Source organism: Arthrobacter sp. TJ-265 (genome assembly GCF_058269135.1).
Map to the genome: position 1 here is coordinate 995,907 of NZ_JBZCND010000001.1, position 20,088 is coordinate 1,015,994.

Here is a 20,088-nt window from a genome sequence, read left to right on the forward strand (position 1 = left end):
GCGGCCCGTGACCGGCACGGAACGGCAGGCGAGCGCGTCCGAGCTCGACGCATCGCTCGGGAAACGCCTCGGCCCGGTGGCGAAGCACCTGGAGAAGTACTTCGGCATCACCACCGTGGGGGAGCTGCTCAACCACTTCCCGCGCACCTACCTCAAGCGCGGCGAACTGACGCCCATCGCGGAGGTCCCCGTGGACGAGGAGGTCACCCTGATCGCCCGCGTGCAGTCCGCCAACTCGCGGCGCATGCACACGCGCAAGGGGACGCTCCTGGAGGTGGTCATCACCGACGACGCCGACGGCAGCCTCGGCGGCATGAACCTCACCTTCTTCAACGGCTTCACCGCAGCCCGGGAGCTCAAGCCCGGTGTGCGGGCCATGTTCTCGGGCAAGGTCACGATCTACCGCGGCCGGCTCTCGCTCACCAACCCGCGCTACTCCCTGCTGGACGAGGGCGACGACGATCCCGCCCGCGCCAAACGCCCCATCCCGGTCTACCCGGCGGTCGAGAAGCTCAGCAGCGAGCAGATCGCCAAGGCCGTGGGCGTGGTCCTCGACACCCTGCGGCTCTCCGACCTCGACGACCCCATCCCGGCGTCGATCGCCCGCCGCGACAAGCTCATGAGCCTCGCCACCGCCTACGAACTCGTGCACCGGCCGCCGCAGATCGAGGACGCCTACCGGGCCCAGCACCGACTCCGCTACCAGGAGGCGTTCGTCCTGCAGGCGGCCCTCGCCCGCCGTCGTGCGCTCGCCGCCCGGGAGGAGGCGACGGCGCGCCCGCCCCAGGCGGGCGGACTGCTCGACCAGTTCGACGCGAGGCTGCCCTTCACCCTGACGCAGGGACAGCACGACGTGGGCCGGACCCTCGCGGAGGACCTCGCGCGGAGCCACCCCATGAACCGGCTGCTGCAGGGTGAGGTGGGCTCGGGCAAGACCCTCGTGGCCCTGCGCGCCATGCTGCAGGTCATCGACGCCGGGGGACAGGCGGCGCTGCTCGCGCCCACCGAGGTGCTCGCCGCCCAGCATCTGCAGTCGATCACCCGGACGCTCGGGCCGCTGGCCGAGGGCGGCATGCTCGGCGGGGCCATGGACGGCACGCGCGTGGTGCTGCTCACCGGGTCCATGTCCACGGCGCAGCGGAAGAGGTCCCTGCTCGACGCCGCCTCGGGGGAGGCCGGGATCGTCATCGGCACCCACGCGCTGCTGTCCGAGAACGTGCAGTTCTTCGACCTGGGCCTGATCGTCGTCGACGAGCAGCACCGCTTCGGCGTGGAACAGCGGGACTCCCTGCGGACCAAGGCCCGCACCTCCCCGCACGTGCTGGTCATGACCGCGACGCCGATCCCGCGGACCGTCGCCATGACGGTCTTCGGCGACCTCGAGACCTCCACGCTCTCCGAGCTGCCGGCCGGTCGGTCGCCGATCACGACGCACGAGGTGGGGCTCACGGAGCACCCGGCGTGGATCGACCGCATCTGGGCGCGCGCCCGGGAGGAGATCGACGCCGGGCGGCAGGTCTACGTGGTGTGCCCGAAGATCGGCGACAACGGCAGGGTCGACGACGACGCCCCCGAGGCGCTCTACGGGGAGCCGGCCGCGGACCGGAAGGCCGGGGGAGCGCAGGAGCTCACCAGCGTCGTCGCGCTCTTCGAATCCCTGGCCGGGATCCCGCAGCTGCAGGGCGTCACGAGCGGCATGCTCCATGGGCGGATGGACCCGCAGGACAAGGCGGACGTCATGACGCGCTTCGCGGACGGCACCGTGCAGCTGCTGATCGCCACCACGGTGATCGAGGTGGGCGTCGACGTCCCCAACGCGACGCTCATGGTCATCATGGACGCGGACCGCTTCGGGATCTCCCAGCTCCACCAGCTGCGCGGGCGCATCGGCCGGGGCGGGCACGCGGGAACCTGCCTGCTCGTCACGAAGCTGGAACCGGAGCACCCGAGCCGGGAGCGGCTGGCGGCCGTCGCGTCCACCACGGACGGCTTCGAGCTCTCCCAGAAGGACCTCGAACTCCGGCGTGAAGGGGACATCCTCGGGGCGTCGCAGTCCGGCGGGCGCTCGGCGCTGCGCTTCCTGAAGATCACCCAGCACGGCAAGGTCATCGAGAAGGCACGCACCGATGCACAGGAGATCGTCGCCGAGGATCCTGACCTGCACGATTCCCCCGGCCTGGCGCTGGCGATCGAGCTGTACCTGAACCCCGAGAAGGAAGCGTTCCTCGAGAAGGGCTGACCTGCCCCCCGCGTCTGAGGAGGTAATCTCTCTTCCATGACGCAGATACGGATCGGAGATGCCGCCCGCTTCCTCGCGGTCAGCGACGACACCGTGCGCCGCTGGATCGACGGCGGCCTCCTCGGCAGCACGAAGGACGCCTCGGGACGGGCCGTAGTGGACGCCCTGGAGCTTGCCGGGCTCGCGCGCCGCAATGCCGTGCTCCCCGGGGACCCCTCGGACATCGGCCGGTCCGCACGCAACCGCTTGGTCGGAATCGTCACGGACATCATTACGGACACCGTCATGGCCCAGGTGGAACTCCAGTGCGGTCAGCACCGCGTGGTGTCCCTCATGAGCAGCGAGGCCGTGCGGGACCTCGGCCTGGAGAAGGGCTCCATCGCCATCGCCGTCGTCAAGGCCACCACGGTCATCATCGAGACCCCGGCGGGCAAGGCGTGACCGGGGTGTACCTGATGCCTGCCCTCCGCCGGACCGCCGCTCTCGCCGGGGCCGCCGTCGTGCTCGCCCTGACCGCGTGCGGCACCGCGGACCCCGACGCCGCCGCGGGCGGTGACGCGGTCGACGGCAGCATCACCGTGTTCGCCGCCGCCTCGCTCACGGACCCCTTCACGGAACTGGCCGGGCAGTTCGAGGAGGCCTACCCGGGGGCCGAGGTCACCCTGAACTTCGCGGGCTCGTCCGATCTCGCCACCCAGATCAGCGAGGGCGCACCGGCCGACGTCTTCGCCTCCGCCGACGCCAGGACCATGGTGAAGGTCGGAGCCCTGCTCGACGGCGACCCCGTGGAAATCGCCACCAACACGCTCCAGCTCGCGGTGCCGCCGGACAACCCGGCGGGGATCACCTCCCTCGTCGACGCTGCGAAGCCCGGCGTCAAGACGGTGGTCTGCGCGCGGCAGGTGCCCTGCGGGGCGGCGGCCGCGAAGCTCGAGGAGGCCGCCGGCGTGGACCTGACGCCCGTCAGCGAGGAATCCTCCGTGACGGATGTGCTGGGGAAGGTCACCTCCGGCGAGGCGGACGCCGGCCTGGTCTATAGGACCGACGTGCGGGCGGCGGGCGACGCCGTGCGCGGCATCGACGTCCCGGAAGCCGCCGGCGCGCCCACCACCTATCCGATCGCGGCCCTCGCCGGCAGCGGTGACGCCGGGACCGCGCGGGAGTTCCTGGAGTTCGCGTCCGGTCCGTTCGGGCAGTCCGTCCTCGGGGCGGCGGGCTTCGGTGCGCCCTGAGGCAGCACCCCTGAACGCCGCACGCCTGCCCCGCTGGGTGGTCGCGGTCGCCGTTCTCGGCAGCCTGTTCGTGGTCCTGCCCGTCGTCGCGATGGCCCTGCGGGTCGACTGGCCGGACTTCGTCCCTCTTATCACGTCGGAGAGCGCGGCGGCGGCCCTGCTGCTGAGCCTGCGGACCTCCCTCACCGCGACGGCGCTCTGCGTCCTGTTCGGCGTTCCCATGGCGCTCGTCCTCGCCCGGACCTCGTTCCGTGGCCAGCGGTTGCTCCGGTCCCTCGTGCTGCTGCCGCTGGTCCTGCCCCCCGTGGTCGGGGGCCTCGCGCTGCTCTACACGTTCGGGCGGCGGGGGCTGCTCGGGAGCAGCCTCAGCGCCCTGGGCATCGAGATCGCCTTCACGACCACCGCCGTCGTCCTGTCGCAGGCCTTCGTCGCGCTGCCGTTCCTGGTGCTCAGCCTCGAGGGCGCCCTGCGGACGGTCGGCACCCGGTACGAGGCCGTGGGCGCCACCCTCGGCGCCGGACGCTGGACCGTGCTGCGGCGTATCACCCTGCCCCTGGTGCTGCCGGCGCTCGTGTCCGGGGCGGTGCTCTCCTTCGCGCGGGCCCTCGGGGAGTTCGGTGCCACGCTGACCTTCGCCGGCAGCCTCCAGGGCACCACGAGGACGCTCCCGCTCGAGGTGTACCTCCAGCGGGAGACCGACCCGGGCGCCGCCGTCGCCCTCTCCTTCATCCTCGTGCTGGTGGCCATCGCCGTCGTCGGTGTGGCCCACCGTGTCCGGCCCCTCGGCGACCTCGCACCGCCGCGGGCGCCGTCCCGGGAGGCGGCCCGCGCATGAGCCTCACCTTCACCGCGACCCTGGCCGAGCGCGGCTTCGACGTGGCCTTCGAGCTCGCCCCGGGGGAGATCCTCGCCGTCCTGGGGCCCAACGGTGCCGGGAAGTCCACGCTGCTCACCCTGCTCGCCGGTCTGCTCGCACCGTCCACAGGGCGGGCGGAGCTGGACGGGACCGTCCTCTTCGACGTCGGCGCCGACCGGCGCACGCTCGTGGAACCTCGCCACCGCGGTGTATCCCTGCTCGCGCAGGAGGCGCTGCTGTTCCCGCACCTCACCGCGCTGGAGAACGTCGCGTTCGGCCCTCGGAGCCGCGGCGTGGACCGGACCGCCGCCCGCGCGACAGCCCTGTCCTGGCTGGACCGCGTCGGCGCCGCGGATCTCGCGGGAAGGCGGCCCGGCCGGCTCTCGGGCGGGCAGGCGCAGCGCGTCGCCGTCGCCCGCGCGCTCGCAGCGGACCCGTCGCTGCTTCTCCTGGACGAACCGCTGTCCGCCCTCGACGTCACCGTGGCCCCGGCCATCCGGACCCTCCTGCGGGATGTCCTGGTGGACCGCTCGGCGATCATCGTGACGCACGACCCCCTCGACGCCTTCCTCCTCGCCGACCGCGTGCTCATCCTCGACGGCGGCAGGGTGGTGGAGTCCGGGGCCACCGCAGCCGTCCTGACGCGGCCCGTCACCTCCTTCGGCGCGCACCTGGCCGGCCTGAACCTCGTGACGGGACTCCGGACCGCGAAGGGCTTCCGGTCGGGGGAGGGGTGGATCGTCCCGTTCGCCGACACGGCGCCGGAGGGGGCGTCCCTCGCGCTCGCCGTCCGGCCGGGCCGGGTCACCGTGTCCCACAGCGCCGCGACCGCGCCGGGAACGGCCTGCATCGCAGCGGAGGTCGACGACGTCGAGCACCGTGGCGACCTCGTCCGCCTGCATGCCGGCGGCATGGCGGCGGACGTGGCCCCGTCCGACGTCGTCGCCCTCGGGATCGTGCCCGGCAGCCGGCTGTTCCTGAGGTTCCGCCATGAGGACGCAAGCATCTACCCGCTGTAGGACCTGCGCGTGCCGGACGGGCGATAGAGTCGACGGCATGACCCGTATCATCGCCGGAGCCGCGGGCGGCTCGACCCTCACCAGCGTCGAGGGGAACGGCACCCGGCCCACGACGGACCGCGTGAAGGAAGCCCTCTTCTCGAGCCTCGAGTCCTACGGGGTGGTGCACGGTGCGCACGTGCTGGACCTCTACGCCGGCTCGGGCTCCCTCGGGGTCGAGAGCGCGAGCCGCGGCGCGGCCACCGTGGACCTCGTCGAATCCGCCGACCGCGCCGCCGCCGTCGCGCAGAAGAACGCCGACCTCGTGAACAGGGTGCTGGGCTGGACTGCGGTGCGCGTGCACCGGTCCAAGGTGGAGACGTACCTCGAACGCGTGGCGCCGGACGTGACGTGGGACCTCGTCCTGATGGATCCGCCGTACACGGTCATGGCGGACGGCGTGCTCGCGGTCCTGGGCGCCCTGGAGTCGCGGCTGGCCGAGGGTGCCGTGGTCGTCGTCGAGCGGTCGTCGCGCTCTCCGGAACCGGACTGGCCCGTATGGCTCGAACGGTTCGCGGACAAGAAGTACGGCGAGACGCGCCTCTGGTTCCTGGAGCCCGCCGTCGACTGACGTGCGGACCCGGCTGGGGCCGGGCTCCGATCACCCTTGGGGTCGGAGCCCGGCCCGAGCTGCGGGGACTAGGCCCGGCGCCTCGTCCTGACCAGCGCCGTCACGCCCGCGGCGAGCCCGAGCAGACCGGCGACCAGTCCGGCCCAGCCGACCGCCGACGTCGAGCCGGTGTCGGTGCCGGCCGCGGCATCGGTGGTCGACCCCGCCTGCTCGGTGTCGACGGCCTCGTCGGTCGCCTCGCTGTCAGCCGTTCCGTGGGAGCCGTGCGCGTCCTCGCCCTCGGCAGCGGCGGTGGTCACGAAGGACGGTGCGGGCTTCTCGGGCTCCTCCTCGCCCTCGACGGTCTCCTGGGTCCACTCCGAGACCTCGCCGTCCGTGTAGGACTGCGTGGTCGGCAGCAGTACGGTGGAGCCTGCCTCCGGGAGGCGGCCCACGGAGATCGAGAACGTCTGGTACTCCTGCTGGGAGATCTCGGCGCCGGCGTCCGCCGTCCACACGACGGACAGGGGCGCCTCGCTCAGGGTGGCGCCGTCGGCGGTGGTGACGGGCTCCGGCAGGGCGCCGGTGACCACCTCGGCCGTCCAGCCCTCGACCGGCTTGACCCGCACCGAGGTGAAGGGCTGCTCGGTGGGAAGCTGCACCTCGAGCTTGTTCGTGCCGGCGGTCTCGGATTCGTTGGGGACGCTGAAGGTGAGCTGCGCGTAGCCGTCCTCCGTGGTGGACGTGGGTGCGACGCTGACGTGGGCGGCCGCGGCGCCGAGGCCGACGGTCATCAGGCCGGCGGTGGCGAGGGCGACGGCGCCGGTGGTGAGGGCGCGGGATGCATGGGAGGAGGTCATGGGACTGCCTTTCGGGGGTGCGCTCCGGCCCGCGGCGGGGAGACGGGGAGCGGCGAGGATCTGGGGAGGGTGGTGCGCAGGACGCGCCGCCGTCGCCCGGGGGTCCGCAGGACGTCCGGGTCAGATCGGCAGCGCGGAGGTGCGCGGCGGCCCGCGCAGCGTCGGCACCGAGGCATGCACCGACAGCGGGGCGACGGGCGCCGGGACGTCCTGGACGGGGCGGCGGCGCGCCGGAGCCGGCGGGGCGAGCGCCGGGCGGACGAACAGCGGACGGAGCCATGCGCGGAGGAGCTCGAGGGCGTGGTCGCTGCGGGACACCGCGACGGCCAGGATCACCGTGGCGAGTGCGTGCAGCAGCAGCATCGCGAGGCCCCCGGAGGCGGCGCCCAGCTGGTCCTGCACGGCCGGCGAGCAGGCGAGCTCGAAGGCCGCGTGGTGGCCGGGCATCGCGGAGGAGCTCCGGCAGACGGCGGGCGCGGCCGTCATGCCGAAGAGGGTGTGCAGGAGCAGCTGCCCGGCGCCCATGGCGAGCAGCGCCGCACGGAAGGAGAGCGCACGCCGGGTGAGCAGCATCACCGGGACCAGGAGGAGCGCGCCGAGCAGCAGGATCACCCCGAGGTGCGGCAGGTGCCCGGCGGCGACGACGTGGGATGCCGCGGACACCGACAGGATGAGCGAGACGAGGGTGATGGCCCGGAGATAGGGGAGGCCGCCGTCGGCCATGCGCGTCTCCTCCCCGTCATGCAGTGCTTCGAATCATCGGTGGAGCTACCGGCGCTCCTGGAACGCCCACCTTCCCGACCAGCGTACCGCCGTCGTCCGCGCCACCCTTGTTCGGGTGCTTCGTGCGGGCGCGGCCTGCGGATGGGCCTTGCGGGAAGGCGCCGACGGGCCGCCGGTCATGACGCGTATCGGTGGCTGCCGTGGAACCGGGGGGCACGGGCGGGGCATACCGGGAGGTCGTCCGGTACCACCAGGGAGCAGGACCCGGGGAAGTCGAAGGCAGCCTGGTCGGCCCGGCCGACGCCCAGGCGGCGGAGCGCGTCGATGCCCTCGGTGTCGATGTGCTGGGCCTTGCTCGTATCGATCACGACGCAGGGCTCCTGCAGGATGCGGAAGCAGCGCCTGACGACCGGCAGGAGTGCCCGGTGGTTCTCCTCCGTGAGGCACCCATGGATCTCCATGTGCGCCAGGCGGAGCTCGAGGTCGAGGTGGATGGTGATGCGCAGTTTGTGGCTCATGGCCAGGTCTCCCAGGGACGGGAAGGGTCCGAGCCAAACTGCTTCAGCCTCTTCAGGCTACGAGGAACGCCGGGACGGTGCAGCGCGGAATTCCCCTTGACAGCCCCGTCCTCCCGTGGCGAGCTAGGTTGGAAGCTGCTCGAAATGCGCGAGGTCCGGGCCCACCAGGACGGCCGCGGGATGGGGTCCGGCGGCACGCAGCGCCCGGGTCCAGGAGGCCGGCCACGCCGCGCGGCGGGCGGCCACGACGACGTTCCCCGCCTGCTCGCCGCCCACCATGGCGGCCTCCGTGAGGACCGCGGTGGCCGGCGCGAGGGAGGAGAGCTGGCGGCTCTGGGCGCGGGCGAAGGCGAGCGGGGGGTCGTCGCCGACATTCACCAGCACCACGCCGTCCTCGGCGGACACCCGCAGCAGATGCGCCGCGAAGTCCGGGCCGGTCAGGTGGGCGGGCGCGTCCGCTCCGGCGAAGATGTCCAGCACGACGACGTCGAAGGCCGCGTCGGGCTGCTCGAGCACCGCGTCTGCGGCGTCTCCGACGACGATCTCGCAGGACGTGCCCTCCGGCAGCGGCATCGCCTCGAGGACGAAGTCGATCAGCTCGGCCTCCAGGTCCACGGCCACCTGCCGGGAGCCGGGCCGGGTGGCGTGGACGTAGCGGACGAGGGTCAGGGCCCCGGCGCCGAGGTGCAGGACCCGCAGGGGAGCACCCGGGGGTGCCGCGAGGTCGATGACGTTGGCGATGCGCTGCAGGTACTCGTAGAAGACCCGGCCGGGATGCAGCATGTCCACATGGGACTGCTGCGCGCCGCCGATGCTGAGGATCAGGGCGCCCTCGATGTAGGCGTCCTCGTCGATCTCCGCGTACGCGCTTGTCCCGGGAAGCCAGCGGGTGGGCACCTCGAATTCCCCGTCCCCCTCTGCGTGCTCCGGTGCCGACCCGCTGCTCACACCCGCTCCCGCAGGGTCGCCAGGCGCCGTGCGCCCTCCTCGATGACCTCGAACTTCTTGCAGAACGCGAAGCGGAGCAGGGACCGGGTCTGCCCGGCGCCCTCGGGGTGGCAGAACATCGCCACGGGGATCGCCGCGACGCCGATCAGGGCGGGCAGGCGGCGCGCGAGGTCCGTGGCGTCCTCGATGCCCAGCGGTGCGGCGTCCACCATGGTGAAGAAGGTGCCCTCCGGCTCGAACACGTCGAAGCCGGCCGCGCGGAGGCCCTCGCCCAGCAGATCGCGCTTCTTCCGCAGGGTGCCCGCGATCGAGGCGAAGAACGCGTCGGGCAGCGCCAGGCCCTGCGCGACCGCGCCCTGGAACGGCGTGCCCGAGGTGTAGGTGAGGAAGGTCTTGACGGTGCGCACCTGGGCCACGAGCTCGGCCGGACCGCTGAGCCAGCCGATCTTCCAGCCCGTCACGGAGAACGTCTTGCCGGCGGAGGAGATGCTCAGGGTGCGTCCGGCCGCCCCGGGCAGGGACGCGATCGGCACGTGCTCCACACCGAAGGTGAGGTGCTCGTACACCTCGTCGGTCACGATGATCGCGTCGTAGCGCTCCGCCAGCCGCACGATCAGCTCCAGGGCGGGGCGGGTGAAGACGCTGCCCGTCGGGTTGTGGGGATTGTTGACGACGACGATCCTCGTGCGCTCGCTGAACGCCGCCTCGAGGCTCGCGGCGTCGGGCTGGAAGTCGGGCGCGCGCAGCGGGGCCGTGGTGTGTGTCGCGCCGGAGAGGCCGATCACGGCGCCGTAGGAGTCGTAGAACGGTTCGAAGGTCAGCACCTCGTCCCCGGGGCCGGCGAACGCGAGGATCGCGGCGGCGATGGACTCGGTGGCACCCGTGCTGACGATCACCTCGGTCCGGGGGTCCACCGTGAGGCCGTAGAAGCGCTCCTGGTGTGCGGCGATCGCGTCGCGCAGCACCGCGAGCCCCTGGCCCGGTGCGTACTGGTTGGCCCCGCCGGCGATGGCGGCCCGCGCCGCGTCCAGGATCTCCCGCGGACCGTCCTCGTCCGGGAAGCCCTGGCCGAGGTTGACCGCGTCATGCTGCTGGGCGAGGGCCGTGACCTCCTCGAAGATGGTGATGCCGAGCCGGCCGTCGTCGCCGAGCAGGTTCGCGCCGCGCGCCGCCCGCATCCACGGCGCCCCGCCGATACCCCGCGGGGAAGGAGTCTGAGCGTCTGTCGTCATCCCACCAGTATCACCGCTCCCACCGCCGGGGGCCCGCCCGGTCCGCCGAGGAACCCGGGACTGGGTACCGTGGGGGGATGAGCCGCGCCGTCTGCCCCGGATCCTTCGACCCCCTCCACAATGGCCACCTCGAGGTCATCAGCCGTGCCGCGCGGCTGTTCGACGAGGTGATCGTCGCGGTCTCGACGAACTACGCGAAGACGTACCGCTTCGCCCTCGAACAGCGCATGGCCTTCTGCGCGGAGAGCCTGGCGCACCTGCCCGGGGTGACGGTGCTCCCGATGGGTGAGGGCCTGCTCGCGGACTTCTGCCGGGAGCACGGGGCCGGCGCCCTCGTGAAGGGGCTGCGGTCCGGCCTCGACTTCGACTACGAGCTCCCCATGGCCACCATGAACCGTCACTTGGCGGATATCGACACCGTGTTCCTGCCGACGGACACCGAGTTCGCGCACGTCTCCTCGACCCTCCTGAAGGAGGTGGCGTCACTCGGCGGGGACGTCACGCCCTTCGTCCCGGACGCGGTGAACAAGCACCTGCGGACGTCCTGATCCCGGCCCGCGGGCCCGGTCCTCAGACGGGGCGGGCGCAGGCCGGCCGCACGACCGACGCCACGAGCGCCGTGCTCTCCTCGACGAACCGCGCGAGCCAGCCGGAGGCTCCGAGCTCGGGCTGCGACCCGGCCATGGTGACGTCCGCCTCGGAGCACTGCCCCAGGTTCGTCGACGCCCGGGTCACGTGGTAGGTCGAGGTGACGACGACGATCTCGTCCCAGCCGTTGTCCCGGGCCAGCGCGGCCACCGCACGCGCCTCACCGCGCGTGGTGAGCGGATCCGGGACGAAGCAGGTGGTCTGGGGGTTCTGCTCGGCGCAGACGGCGTCGGTCACCGCATTGCCCGGCAGCCCGGTGGAGGAGAGGACCAGTTCGTCGGCGACGCCGTCGTCGATCAGCTCCTGGCCGAGCGGAAGCCGTTCCGCTGCCGCCCCGGCGAGGACGACGACGGCGTCGGCTTTGCCCGCCGGGCGGAGCGGGGGATCGTAGAACAGCGTCCAGGCGAGGATCAGCCAAGCCGTCAGGCCCACCGCCAGCAGCACACCCGCCGTGCACAGGACCTGCGGGAGGCGTCGACGCCGTGCAGGGGGCGGGGATTCGGACATCACGGTCCGAGCCTAGACGTCCCGCCCGTTTTGGGCCTGCCCGCCGGATCAGGCTAGGATGGTACGTCGGTCATATGTTCTACAGGAGTCACCATTAAAAGCGATCTCAGTTCGCCTTTGACTTTCAGTGTCAAGGATCTCGGGCGCAGTCCGGGAAGCATGCGGACAATCGAAGAACATGCACCGGTACCCAAGGATTTCGGCGTAGCCCTGATCGGGGTGCAGGAGGGTTCCGACATGGAACTGGATCTGCGCTTCGAATCGGTGCACGAGGGAATCCTGGTATCGGGAACGGCGAACGTCGAAGTAACCGGCGAGTGCGGCCGGTGCCTGGAGCCACTGCGGTTCGACCGCGACGTGGAGATCCAGGAGCTCTTCTTCTACAGCGACTCCGCGTCGCTGTCGGTGGAAGAGGAAGAAGAACAGCACAGGGTGGAGAACGATTCGGTCGATCTGGAACCCGTGTTGAGGGATGCTGTGGTTACGTCACTGCCATTCCAGCCGGTGTGCCGGGAGGATTGCCAGGGTCTCTGCTCCGAATGCGGAGCACGGCTCAATGACGATCCTGACCACCACCATGAAGTTTTGGATCCTCGCTGGTCAGCCCTCGCCGGGCTGACGGGCACCGCCGCCGAGCAGAACGCGGCACCCAAGTCAGAGTCAGACGAGAAGGAAGAGAGTTAGCCGTGGCTGTCCCGAAACGGAAAATGTCCCGCGCGAATACCCGCGCACGCCGGTCCCAGTGGAAGGCAACCGCCCCCAAGCTGGTCAAGACCCTCGAGAACGGCCGCGTCACCTACAGCCTCGCCCACCAGGCCAAGGTTGTCACCGACTCCGCCGGCACCCCGCTGTTCCTCGAGTACAAGGGCCGCAAGGTAGCCGACGTCTGACAACGGACCCGCGCCGCAGGGCAGGCCTCGAGCCTGCCGGCGCCCGTCCGATGCTGGATCGGTTGATGCAGTTGTGAAGAATACGGAAGACCTCACGAAGCGTCTCGGTGTCGATATCGATGCCGGGACGCTTCGTCTTGCCCTCACGCACCGCTCCTACGCCTACGAGAAGGGCGGGATCCCGACGAACGAGCGCCTGGAGTTCCTCGGCGACTCGGTGCTCGGGCTGGCGGTCACCGACGCGCTGTACCGGGACCACCCGGATCTGTCCGAGGGGGACCTCGCCAAGAGGCGCTCAGCCGTCGTCAGCACGAAGGCACTCGCGGGGGTGGCCCGCACCCTGGACCTCGGCAGCTACGTGCTGCTGGGCCAGGGGGAGAAGCTGACGAACGGGCGGGACAAGGCCTCGATCCTGGCGGACACCATGGAGGCCGTCATCGGGGCCGCCTACCTCAGCCACGGCATCGAGACGGCCCGCGCCATGGTCATGCGGCTCATCGGACCGCTGTTGCGCGATGCGGCGGTGCTCGGTGAGGGGACCGACTGGAAGACCCGCATCCAGGAGACCGCGGCCGCCCGGCGGCTCGGGACGATCGACTACCGGGTCGACGGGACGGGACCCGATCACGCCCGGACGTTCACGGCCCGCCTGCTGATCGGTGGCATCGAGTACGGCTCCGGGTGCGGGAACTCCAAGAAGGAAGCCGAGCAGGCGGCCGCGGCCGAGTCCTGGAAGACGCTCGCGGTGCCCCTGGACCCCCTACCGCCCGGCGGCCCCGCCGACAGCACCGGCACCACTGCGGTGCCCGACGGACCCTGAGTGCCTGAACTCCCCGAGGTCGAGGTCGTCCGACGCGGCCTCGCACGCTGGGTGGCGGGCCGCACCATCGGATCCGTGGATGTCCTGGATCCCCGATCCCTCCGGCGGCACGTCGACGGCGTCGAGGACTTCGTGGGCACCCTCGAGGGTGCCCGCGTCAGCGACGTCGTGCGCCGGGGCAAGTTCCTGTGGATGATCCTCGAGGACGCGGCCCGGCCCGGTGATCGCCCGCACGTCGCATTGATGGCGCACCTCGGGATGAGCGGGCAACTCCTCGTCGAGGAACCCGACGCCCCCCTCGAGAAGCACCTGAAGGTCCGCCTCGCGCTCTCCCCGGCGGTCGACGACGACGGCGCCGCCCTGCCGGGCGAGCTGCGGTTCGTCGACCAGCGGATCTTCGGCGGGATGTTCGTCGCGGAGCTGGAGCCGACACCGGACGGCCTGCCCGGCGGGCTCGGCGCCTCCGACCTGCCACTCGTTCCCCACCAGGCCGCGCACATCGCGCGCGATCCCCTCGACCCCGGCTTCTCCACGGATGCCTTCCACGAACGCCTCCGCGGGCGCAGGACGGGCCTGAAACGGGCCCTGCTCGACCAGGGGCTCATCTCCGGGATCGGCAACATCTACGCGGACGAGGCGCTCTGGGCGGCCGGATTCCACTACGCGCGCCCCACGGACACCATGCGCCGGCCCGATACCCGGCGCATCGTCCACGCCGTCACCTCCGTGATGGAACGGGCGCTGGCGGCCGGTGGCACCAGCTTCGACTCCCTGTACGTCAACGTGAACGGTGCATCGGGCTACTTCGCGCGCGATCTGGAGACCTACGGGCGGGAGGGCCGGCCATGCCGCCGCTGCGCGTCCGAGGGGCGGACCACGCTGCTGCGCCGCGAATCGTTCATGAACAGGTCGTCCTACCTGTGCCCGATCTGCCAGCCGCGCCCGCGCAATGCACGGTTCTAATCCGTTAGGCAGAAAAAGGTGATATTCGCCTCGTGATCTAAATGTGACAACAGGGGTTACCAACCGGTACGGTTAGTCTCGCGTCCGATCCACAACGGATGGGCGCCCATCCTCACACTGCCTAACCCTGTCGATGAGGACGGACCGTTCGCACTACACATTCGACAGGGGCGGGGGAACCACTAGCGGACCCGATCACGGGTCCTAGGGGTAAAGACACGCGCAGACCAGCGCTGGGGGCGATGGTCTGTAGCAAGCGTGTCCGGATGTCCCATCCGAACCCGACAGCTAACTTCGCAGGCATTGGGAAAGGCATCAACATGTCCAAGAGCACTTTCGCGCGCCACCGGGCCGTCCCCACGCGCATCAACCCCTTCATCACGGCATCCCGCGCCGTCTCCGCAAGCGCCTCCGTCGCCGGCAAGCCTGCCGCCGCCGTCGCCGTCGCTTCGGGCATCATGTTCGGCGCATCGCTTCCCGCGAACGCCGCAGGCGAGATCAGCACCCAGCCGGCCGCAGCCTCCACTGCTGCCGCAGGCACCCACACCGTGCAGGCCGGCGACACCCTCGGGTCCATCGCGGCGATGCACGGCCTGAGCGTCGACAGCCTGTTCGCCGCCAACGGACTCGGCTCCGCCTCGGTGATCTACCCCGGCCAGTCGATCTCCCTCGGCGGTTCCGCTGCTCCCGCGCAGTACTCCGTGCAGTCGGCATCGATCGTCGCCGTGCCTGCTGCGGCCCCCACTGCAGTGCCCGCCGCGGCGCCTGCCGCTGCTCCGGCAGCGACCCCCGCGGTCAGCTTCCAGTCCACCCCGTCGATCACCCCTGTGGGTAACGGCGGCGTCGTCGGAGCGGCGATGCAGGGTGTCGGCTCGGGCTACGTGTACGGCGGGACCTCCTTCGGTGCCTGGGACTGCTCGGCCTTCGTGCAGTGGGCCTACGCCCAGAACGGCGTCAACCTGCCGCGCACCACCTGGGCCCAGTTCGCTGCCATGACGCCCACCAGCAACCCCCAGCCGGGTGACCTGGTGAGCCAGAACGGTGGCAGCCACGTGGGGATCTACCTCGGCAACGGCCAGATGGTCAGCGCCCTGAACCCCTCGCAGGGCACCGTGGTCCACTCGGTCAACGCCATGTCCGTGGATGGTTACTACACCCGCTAACTGAGCCGCCGGCCGTACGGCCGGCGCCACCAGTGAGACGGTCGGAAGGACGGGATGCATCGCGCATCCCGTCCTTCTGAGTATCCGGTGGGAGCACGTCGTGCACGTGGGGTGGGTGGTCGACGGCGACACCCGCCACACCCGCGCACTCAGGCGGAGAGCCTCAGCGGTAGTACGCCGCCAGGCGCTCGAGCCCTTCATCGACGCTCACGGACGGGCGCCAGTCGAGCACGCTGCGCGTATCCCGCTGGTCGAACCAGTGCGCGGTCGAGAGCTGTTCCGCCAGGAAGCGGGTCATGGGAGGCTCATCCGTCCTGCCGAGCCGCAGCCAGGCCCGCTCGATCACGGATCCCGCGCCGCGAGCCAGTGCTCCCGGGACGGACCAGGCGGGTGGCTCCACGCCGCCGGCGCGGCAGATCCCGCCGAGCAGTTCGGCGATGGGACGGGGCTCGCCGTTGGTGACGACGAGGGCCCGGCCCTGCGCCGCATCCATGCGCCGCAGGCACGCGACGATGGCCGAGGCCGCATTGTCCACGTAGGTCGTGTCGATCAGGGCCGTGCCGCCGTCGAGCAGGGGCAGGCGTCCGTGCCGTGCGCGCTCGATCACGCGTTCCACCAGCTGGGTGTCGCCGGGGCCCCATACGATGTGCGGCCGCACCGCGGCGACGCGGAACGCCGGCGTCGAGCGACCCAGGGCGAGCAGCTCGGCCGCGGCCTTGGTCCGGGCGTAGTCCCCGCGTGCGTGTGCCGGGTCCGCGGGGCCGGCGGGAGCACCGACGAGCGAGGAGCCGGCGTGTGCCACGGACGGCGAGGACACGTGGACGACGTCGGCGACCCCGGCCGTACGGGCGGCGTCCAGCAGGATCCGGGTCCCGTCGATGTTGGTGCGGTCGAACTCGGCGGAAGTCCCGGTGAAGGAGACCTTCGCCGCCAGGTGGATCACGGCGCGGCAGTCCTGGACCGCTGAGGCGACGGCGTCCGGATCGGTGATCGAGCCCAGGACGTCCTGCGCGCCGGACACGGAGGATGGCCGGCGCTGGAGGCACCGGACCTCCTCCCCGGAGGCGACGAGGTGTTCGGCGACGGCGCGCCCCAGCATCCCGCTCGCACCGGTGACGAGGACCGTCACAGGGACCCCGCGCGGGCACCGGAGAGGAACCGGCTGCACCACTGCGCGATGCGCGTGCGGTCGATCTTCGCGTTGTGCCGGATGTCCACCGGGAGGCCGGGAACGGCGACGACCGCGGCGAGGCCGACACCGTGCCTCAGCGCGGCAGCCCGTGCCGCCTCCGCGAGCGGAGCATCCGCCAGGGCCGGGCGCCGTCCTGCGGCGTCCGTCTCGAGGACCGCGACGACGGCCTGGGTGCCGGCGGGTCCGACGCCCACGAGGGCAGCCAGCCGGACGCCGTCGATCGTCTCCAGCGACTGCTCGAGGGCGACGGGCGTCAGGACGCCGGAGGCCGCCGTGATGATGTGGCCGAGCCGGCCCTCGACCCACAGGCGCCCCTCGGCGTCGAAGTGGCCGACGTCACCGGTCCGGTGCCACGGGGGAGTCCGCGCGGACTCGCGCTGCGTCCTCCACAGCCGGAAGTAGCGGTCCTTGACGTGGGGGGCGTCGACGAGGATCTCGCCGGTCCGCCCGGGCGCCGTCGTCGCCTCGCCCGTCGCCGCACCGTCGTCGTCGAGCGGACTGACGGCGACGCGGGCGCCGTGCACGGGGAGGCCGACGCACACCCCGCCGCCGGCGCCGTCGAGCCCGTCCCGCGCGTCAGCCGACGCGCGACGGATGCCCGCGAGGTCGATGTCCGCGACGAGGAGGGATTCCGTCATGCCGTAGGGCGTGTGCAGGGCGGCCGACGGCACGAGGTCCTGGACGGCTTCGAGGAGCGGGACGGGGATCGGCGCTCCGGCCAAGAGCAGCAGGGAGATCCGGCCGAGGGCCGTCCTGCCCTCGTCGGTGAGCGCACCGGCGGTGGCGAGCACGTTGCGCAGGGCGGCCGGTGAGGCGAAGACGACGGTCGCGTCGATCGCGGCCGCGGCGTCGGACAGCGCCTGCGCGGTCAGCGTCCTGGGGGCCGTGACGTCCATGGCCGGGGTGACGGAGGTGGCCCCGAGTGCCGGGCCGAGCAGCGCGAACGGCGCGAAGCCCGCGACGAGCGAGGCACCCTCGCCGAGGCCGAGGGTCGCCGCGACGGCGTCCCGCATGGCGGAGAGCTGCCGGTGCGTGTAGACGACGCCCTTCGCGGGGCCTGTGGAGCCCGAGGTGAAGAGGATGGCGGCGTCGGCGTCGGCGGCGGGCGCCTCCACGGCGGACCGGGCCGGGCGTGCGGCGCGCAGGTCGTTGAGCGAGGCCTCCACGCGCAGTGCCCTGCGCCTGGCCGGGGACAGGGGAGCGGCACTGATGCGCCGTCCGGGCCACCCGAAGGCGCGGGCCGCGACCAGGGCGCGTTCGATGCCGATGACGACGTCGGGCGCCGACCCCTTCACGGCACGGCTGAGTCCACGGGCGCCGAGGCCGGCGTCGGCGACGACGATCACGGCACCGATGCGCAGGCAGGCGTAGATGAGCACGGTCAGGTCCACGCCGGGCGGGACGAGGAGGCTCACGCGGCTGCCGGGACCGTAGCCGAGCGCGGTCAGGCCGGCGGCGACGGCGGCGACGTCGTCGTCGAGCTCCCGCCAGGACAGGGTCCGGGGCGGGCCGGAGGGCTTCATCTCCGCGACGGCGGTCCGTGCGGCGTCCCGCCCGGCGGCCAGGTCGGTGAGCCGCCGGCCGAGCGGGGCGTAGGGCGCATCATCGCGCGGCGGGACGTCAGCGCGGGGCGCGGGGTGCCCGACCGACCGTTCGGCCAGCCACTGCAGGGCCGTCGACGCCGTGTCGGCGTCCTCCTGCACGAGATGGCCCGCATGCTCGAAGCGGTGGACGTCGGCTCGGGGGAGCCGGCGGGCGAGGTCCTCCAGGTAGGGGTCCGAGAAGATCGGGTCGTGCGGTCCCCACATCATGAGCACGGGGACGTCCAGGGTGCGGATGCCCTCGGCCGTCGCGGTCAGGGCCGGGTAGCTGGGATGCGACGGATCCGCGGGGATGTCCGAGACGAAGTGCGCGATGCCCTGGCGGTCGGCGGCGGTGCGGTACGGGTCCCGGAAGGCGCGGCGCACGTCCGGGGCGAGGGCGGGTCGGGCGAGGGCGAGGGTCACGTCGAGGAACGCGCTGGTGGTCCGGGTGCCGAGGCCGTGGACGCCCGGGGCGAGGGCGAGCCTGAGCGGTGCGGGGATGCGACGGTCCGGGTCCTGGTGGATGGCGGTGTTCGTGAGGACGACGCCGGCCAGGTCCTCCCGGTTCCGGTCGGCGTAGCCGAGGCTGACCACGCCGCCCCAGTCGTGCCCCACGGTGACCACGGGACCGGTGAGCCCGACGGCGGCCGCGAAGTCCTCGAGGTCGGTGATGCGGTCGGCCAGCCGCCGGAACACGCCCGTCCGCTCGGAGTAGCCCATGTCGAGCTGGTCCACGGCGACGACGCGCCAGCCCGCGGCGCGGCCGGCCGCCAGGTAGGTCCGCCACAGGTAGGACCAGGTGGGGTTGCCGTGGACGCAGAGCAGTGTTCCCCGGACCGTGCTGTCGGCGAGGTCGGCGCCGTTGTCGAGGTAGTGCCAGCGATGACTGGTGCCGGGGCGGTCCGCCCCGCTGGTCGAGGGCACGTCGATGTACGTCGACCAGGAGGGGTCGACGCCGGGGAGTGCTACCACGCAATCTCCATCATCGACGTGTTCAGTCCGGACCCGACGCCGAGGCACAGGACGCGGTCCCCGGATCTCAGGGACGAGGCTTCCTGGGCGAGGGTCATGGGCAGGGACGCAGGCCCGACGTTGCCCCAGTGCGGGAAGGTGATCGGCACCCGATCGCGCTCGAGGTCGACGGCCTTGATGATCGCGTTGGTATAGGAATTGGAGACCTGGTGGGTGACGTAGCGGTCCATGGAGTCCCACGCCCAGCCGTCCGCCTGCGCCTCGTGCCACGCGGTGACCACGAGGTCCAGGCCGCCTTCGAGCAGGCCCTTGGTGTCGGTGTACATGCCGTCGATCCCGCCGACGCAGAGTTCGTGGTGCTCGGTCCCGGCGCGGGAGACGCCGCCGAGGATCCGGTGCGAGCCCGGGTGCAGATCCGCGGGGCCGAGGACGGCGGCGGCCGCCCCGGAACCGAGCGTGAGGGTCGCGAATTCGCTGAGGAAGTCCTGGCGCGTCGAGTCCTCCCGGTTGAGCCGCCGGAAGGTGGCTTCCTGGGTCTTCTGGGCGTCCTCGCCCGCGACGATCAGCGCGTACTTGATCTGCCCCGAGTCGATCATGTTCGCCGCGAGGGTCATGCCGTTGACGAACCCGAGGCAGGCGTTGGCCAGGTCGAAGTTCATGGCCGAGGAGGGGAGGCCGAGCGAGTGGTGGATCTTCACGGCGACGGACGGCTCGAGGTTGCGCCGCGTCACCGAGGTGTTGATGAGGAGGCCCACCTCGCCCGGCTCGATGCCCGCCTCGGCCATGGCCTTGGCGCCGGCCTCGATGGCGGCGTCGTCGAAGTCGGAGCCGGGGGACCACCACCGGCGTTCGGTGACGCCCGCGACGCGCTCGAGGAGCCGCTTGGAGAGGCGCAGCCTCTTCAGGCTGGGGGCGAGCCGTTCGTCGAACTCTGCGGAACTGACGACTACCGGCGCCTCCACAGTCGTGACGGCGAGCAAGGCCGTGTTGTCATGTCGGAAGGTCGCGTTACCGGTCAAATTTCCTGCCTCGTCAACTGATAGCGCCGGTCTGTGGCCGGGAAGGACCCACGAATGGGTCAGCCTGGACGCCTTCGGATACTGCTGAAACTTTCGTAAGCCTACTTGGTAATAC

The 20,088-nt window shown here is 71.8% G+C and carries 21 protein-coding genes and 1 riboswitch; of the genes, 12 read left to right on the plus strand and 9 right to left on the minus strand.

The features are described 5' to 3' along the window. Positions 1 to 7: 7 nt before the first annotated feature. Genes AC4D2E_RS04760 through rsmD form a run of 6 tightly spaced genes read left to right on the plus strand, consistent with a single transcriptional unit; the run spans position 8 to position 5,956 of the window. A complete protein-coding gene (locus tag AC4D2E_RS04760; protein WP_490951812.1) occupies positions 8 to 2,239 on the plus strand; it encodes an ATP-dependent DNA helicase RecG in 2,232 nt (743 codons plus the stop codon). Positions 2,240 to 2,275: 36 nt separating this feature from the next. Beyond that, a complete protein-coding gene (locus AC4D2E_RS04765; RefSeq protein ID WP_490951813.1) occupies positions 2,276 to 2,680 on the plus strand; it encodes a TOBE domain-containing protein in 405 nt (134 codons plus the stop codon). 14 nt (positions 2,681 to 2,694) lie between these two features. After that, positions 2,695 to 3,471 (plus strand): molybdate ABC transporter substrate-binding protein, encoded by a 777-nt coding sequence (gene modA / locus AC4D2E_RS04770; RefSeq protein ID WP_490951814.1) that lies wholly within the window; start codon positions 2,695 to 2,697, stop codon positions 3,469 to 3,471. Next, positions 3,461 to 4,306 carry an ABC transporter permease gene (locus tag AC4D2E_RS04775; protein ID WP_490951815.1) on the plus strand — a complete coding sequence of 282 codons (846 nt, stop codon included), beginning with the start codon at positions 3,461 to 3,463 and terminating at the stop codon, positions 4,304 to 4,306. Before modA ends, AC4D2E_RS04775 begins: the two co-directional genes overlap by 11 nt. Beyond that, complete coding sequence (locus tag AC4D2E_RS04780) at positions 4,303 to 5,346, plus strand: sulfate/molybdate ABC transporter ATP-binding protein (protein ID WP_490951816.1); 1,044 nt, start codon at positions 4,303 to 4,305, stop codon at positions 5,344 to 5,346. The genes AC4D2E_RS04775 and AC4D2E_RS04780 overlap by 4 nt, the downstream gene beginning before the upstream one ends. A 37-nt stretch (positions 5,347 to 5,383) precedes the next feature. Further along, positions 5,384 to 5,956 (plus strand): 16S rRNA (guanine(966)-N(2))-methyltransferase RsmD, encoded by a 573-nt coding sequence (gene rsmD, locus AC4D2E_RS04785; RefSeq protein ID WP_104165430.1) that lies wholly within the window; start codon positions 5,384 to 5,386, stop codon positions 5,954 to 5,956. 68 nt (positions 5,957 to 6,024) lie between these two features. Here the strand turns inward: rsmD and AC4D2E_RS04790 are convergent, their stop codons facing one another. The 5 genes from AC4D2E_RS04790 to AC4D2E_RS04810 all read right to left on the minus strand — a co-directional run bounded on the left by AC4D2E_RS04790 (position 6,025) and on the right by AC4D2E_RS04810 (position 10,216). Then, positions 6,025 to 6,795: a YcnI family copper-binding membrane protein gene (locus AC4D2E_RS04790; protein ID WP_490951817.1), complete on the minus strand. Its 771-nt coding sequence runs from the start codon at positions 6,793 to 6,795 to the stop codon at positions 6,025 to 6,027. 120 nt (positions 6,796 to 6,915) lie between these two features. Next, positions 6,916 to 7,518, minus strand: a complete 603-nt coding sequence (locus tag AC4D2E_RS04795) for a hypothetical protein (protein ID WP_490951818.1) — start codon at positions 7,516 to 7,518, stop codon at positions 6,916 to 6,918. A 176-nt stretch (positions 7,519 to 7,694) separates the two neighbouring features. After that, positions 7,695 to 8,036, minus strand: coding sequence for a hypothetical protein (locus AC4D2E_RS04800; protein ID WP_490909519.1), 342 nt, complete (start codon positions 8,034 to 8,036; stop codon positions 7,695 to 7,697). A 123-nt stretch (positions 8,037 to 8,159) separates the two neighbouring features. Then, complete coding sequence (locus AC4D2E_RS04805) at positions 8,160 to 8,984, minus strand: spermidine synthase (RefSeq protein ID WP_490951819.1); 825 nt, start codon at positions 8,982 to 8,984, stop codon at positions 8,160 to 8,162. Continuing rightward, on the minus strand, positions 8,981 to 10,216 hold the full coding sequence (locus tag AC4D2E_RS04810; RefSeq protein WP_490951820.1) for an aminotransferase class I/II-fold pyridoxal phosphate-dependent enzyme: 1,236 nt from the start codon (positions 10,214 to 10,216) through the stop codon (positions 8,981 to 8,983). Before AC4D2E_RS04810 ends, AC4D2E_RS04805 begins: the two co-directional genes overlap by 4 nt. Positions 10,217 to 10,293: 77 nt before the next feature. Here AC4D2E_RS04810 and coaD point away from each other — a divergent pair, with 77 nt between their 5' ends. Further along, positions 10,294 to 10,764: a pantetheine-phosphate adenylyltransferase gene (coaD, locus tag AC4D2E_RS04815; protein WP_490951821.1), complete on the plus strand. Its 471-nt coding sequence runs from the start codon at positions 10,294 to 10,296 to the stop codon at positions 10,762 to 10,764. 22 nt (positions 10,765 to 10,786) lie between these two features. Here coaD and AC4D2E_RS04820 read toward each other — a convergent pair whose 3' ends face one another. Beyond that, positions 10,787 to 11,371 (minus strand): YdcF family protein, encoded by a 585-nt coding sequence (locus AC4D2E_RS04820; protein ID WP_490952321.1) that lies wholly within the window; start codon positions 11,369 to 11,371, stop codon positions 10,787 to 10,789. 117 nt (positions 11,372 to 11,488) lie between these two features. On the opposite strand from AC4D2E_RS04820, the gene AC4D2E_RS04825 reads away from it, so the two are divergent. From AC4D2E_RS04825 to AC4D2E_RS04845, 5 genes are all read left to right on the plus strand, one after another. Continuing rightward, positions 11,489 to 12,055, plus strand: a complete 567-nt coding sequence (locus AC4D2E_RS04825; protein ID WP_104165416.1) for a YceD family protein — start codon at positions 11,489 to 11,491, stop codon at positions 12,053 to 12,055. Positions 12,056 to 12,057: 2 nt separating this feature from the next. Continuing rightward, positions 12,058 to 12,261 (plus strand): 50S ribosomal protein L32, encoded by a 204-nt coding sequence (gene rpmF, locus AC4D2E_RS04830; protein WP_043445822.1) that lies wholly within the window; start codon positions 12,058 to 12,060, stop codon positions 12,259 to 12,261. A 73-nt stretch (positions 12,262 to 12,334) separates the two neighbouring features. Next, entirely contained in the window at positions 12,335 to 13,081 is a 747-nt protein-coding gene (gene rnc, locus AC4D2E_RS04835) for a ribonuclease III (protein ID WP_104165414.1), read from the plus strand. Beyond that, entirely contained in the window at positions 13,082 to 14,044 is a 963-nt protein-coding gene (mutM, locus tag AC4D2E_RS04840) for a bifunctional DNA-formamidopyrimidine glycosylase/DNA-(apurinic or apyrimidinic site) lyase (RefSeq protein ID WP_490951822.1), read from the plus strand. Positions 14,045 to 14,154: 110 nt separating this feature from the next. Beyond that, positions 14,155 to 14,362, plus strand: a riboswitch (cyclic di-AMP (ydaO/yuaA leader). A gap of 2 nt (positions 14,363 to 14,364) precedes the next feature. Next, positions 14,365 to 15,207 (plus strand): C40 family peptidase, encoded by an 843-nt coding sequence (locus AC4D2E_RS04845; protein WP_490951823.1) that lies wholly within the window; start codon positions 14,365 to 14,367, stop codon positions 15,205 to 15,207. A gap of 163 nt (positions 15,208 to 15,370) precedes the next feature. On the opposite strand, the gene AC4D2E_RS04850 is transcribed toward AC4D2E_RS04845, so the two are convergent. From AC4D2E_RS04850 to AC4D2E_RS04860, 3 genes are read right to left on the minus strand one after another with little or no spacing between them, the layout of a single operon-like run. After that, positions 15,371 to 16,336 carry an NAD-dependent epimerase/dehydratase family protein gene (locus AC4D2E_RS04850; RefSeq protein ID WP_490951824.1) on the minus strand — a complete coding sequence of 322 codons (966 nt, stop codon included), beginning with the start codon at positions 16,334 to 16,336 and terminating at the stop codon, positions 15,371 to 15,373. Continuing rightward, entirely contained in the window at positions 16,333 to 18,954 is a 2,622-nt protein-coding gene (locus tag AC4D2E_RS04855; protein ID WP_490951825.1) for an alpha/beta fold hydrolase, read from the minus strand. Before AC4D2E_RS04855 ends, AC4D2E_RS04850 begins: the two co-directional genes overlap by 4 nt. Continuing rightward, positions 18,948 to 19,973: a 3-oxoacyl-ACP synthase III gene (locus AC4D2E_RS04860; protein WP_104165406.1), complete on the minus strand. Its 1,026-nt coding sequence runs from the start codon at positions 19,971 to 19,973 to the stop codon at positions 18,948 to 18,950. Before AC4D2E_RS04860 ends, AC4D2E_RS04855 begins: the two co-directional genes overlap by 7 nt. Positions 19,974 to 20,088: the final 115 nt, after the last annotated feature.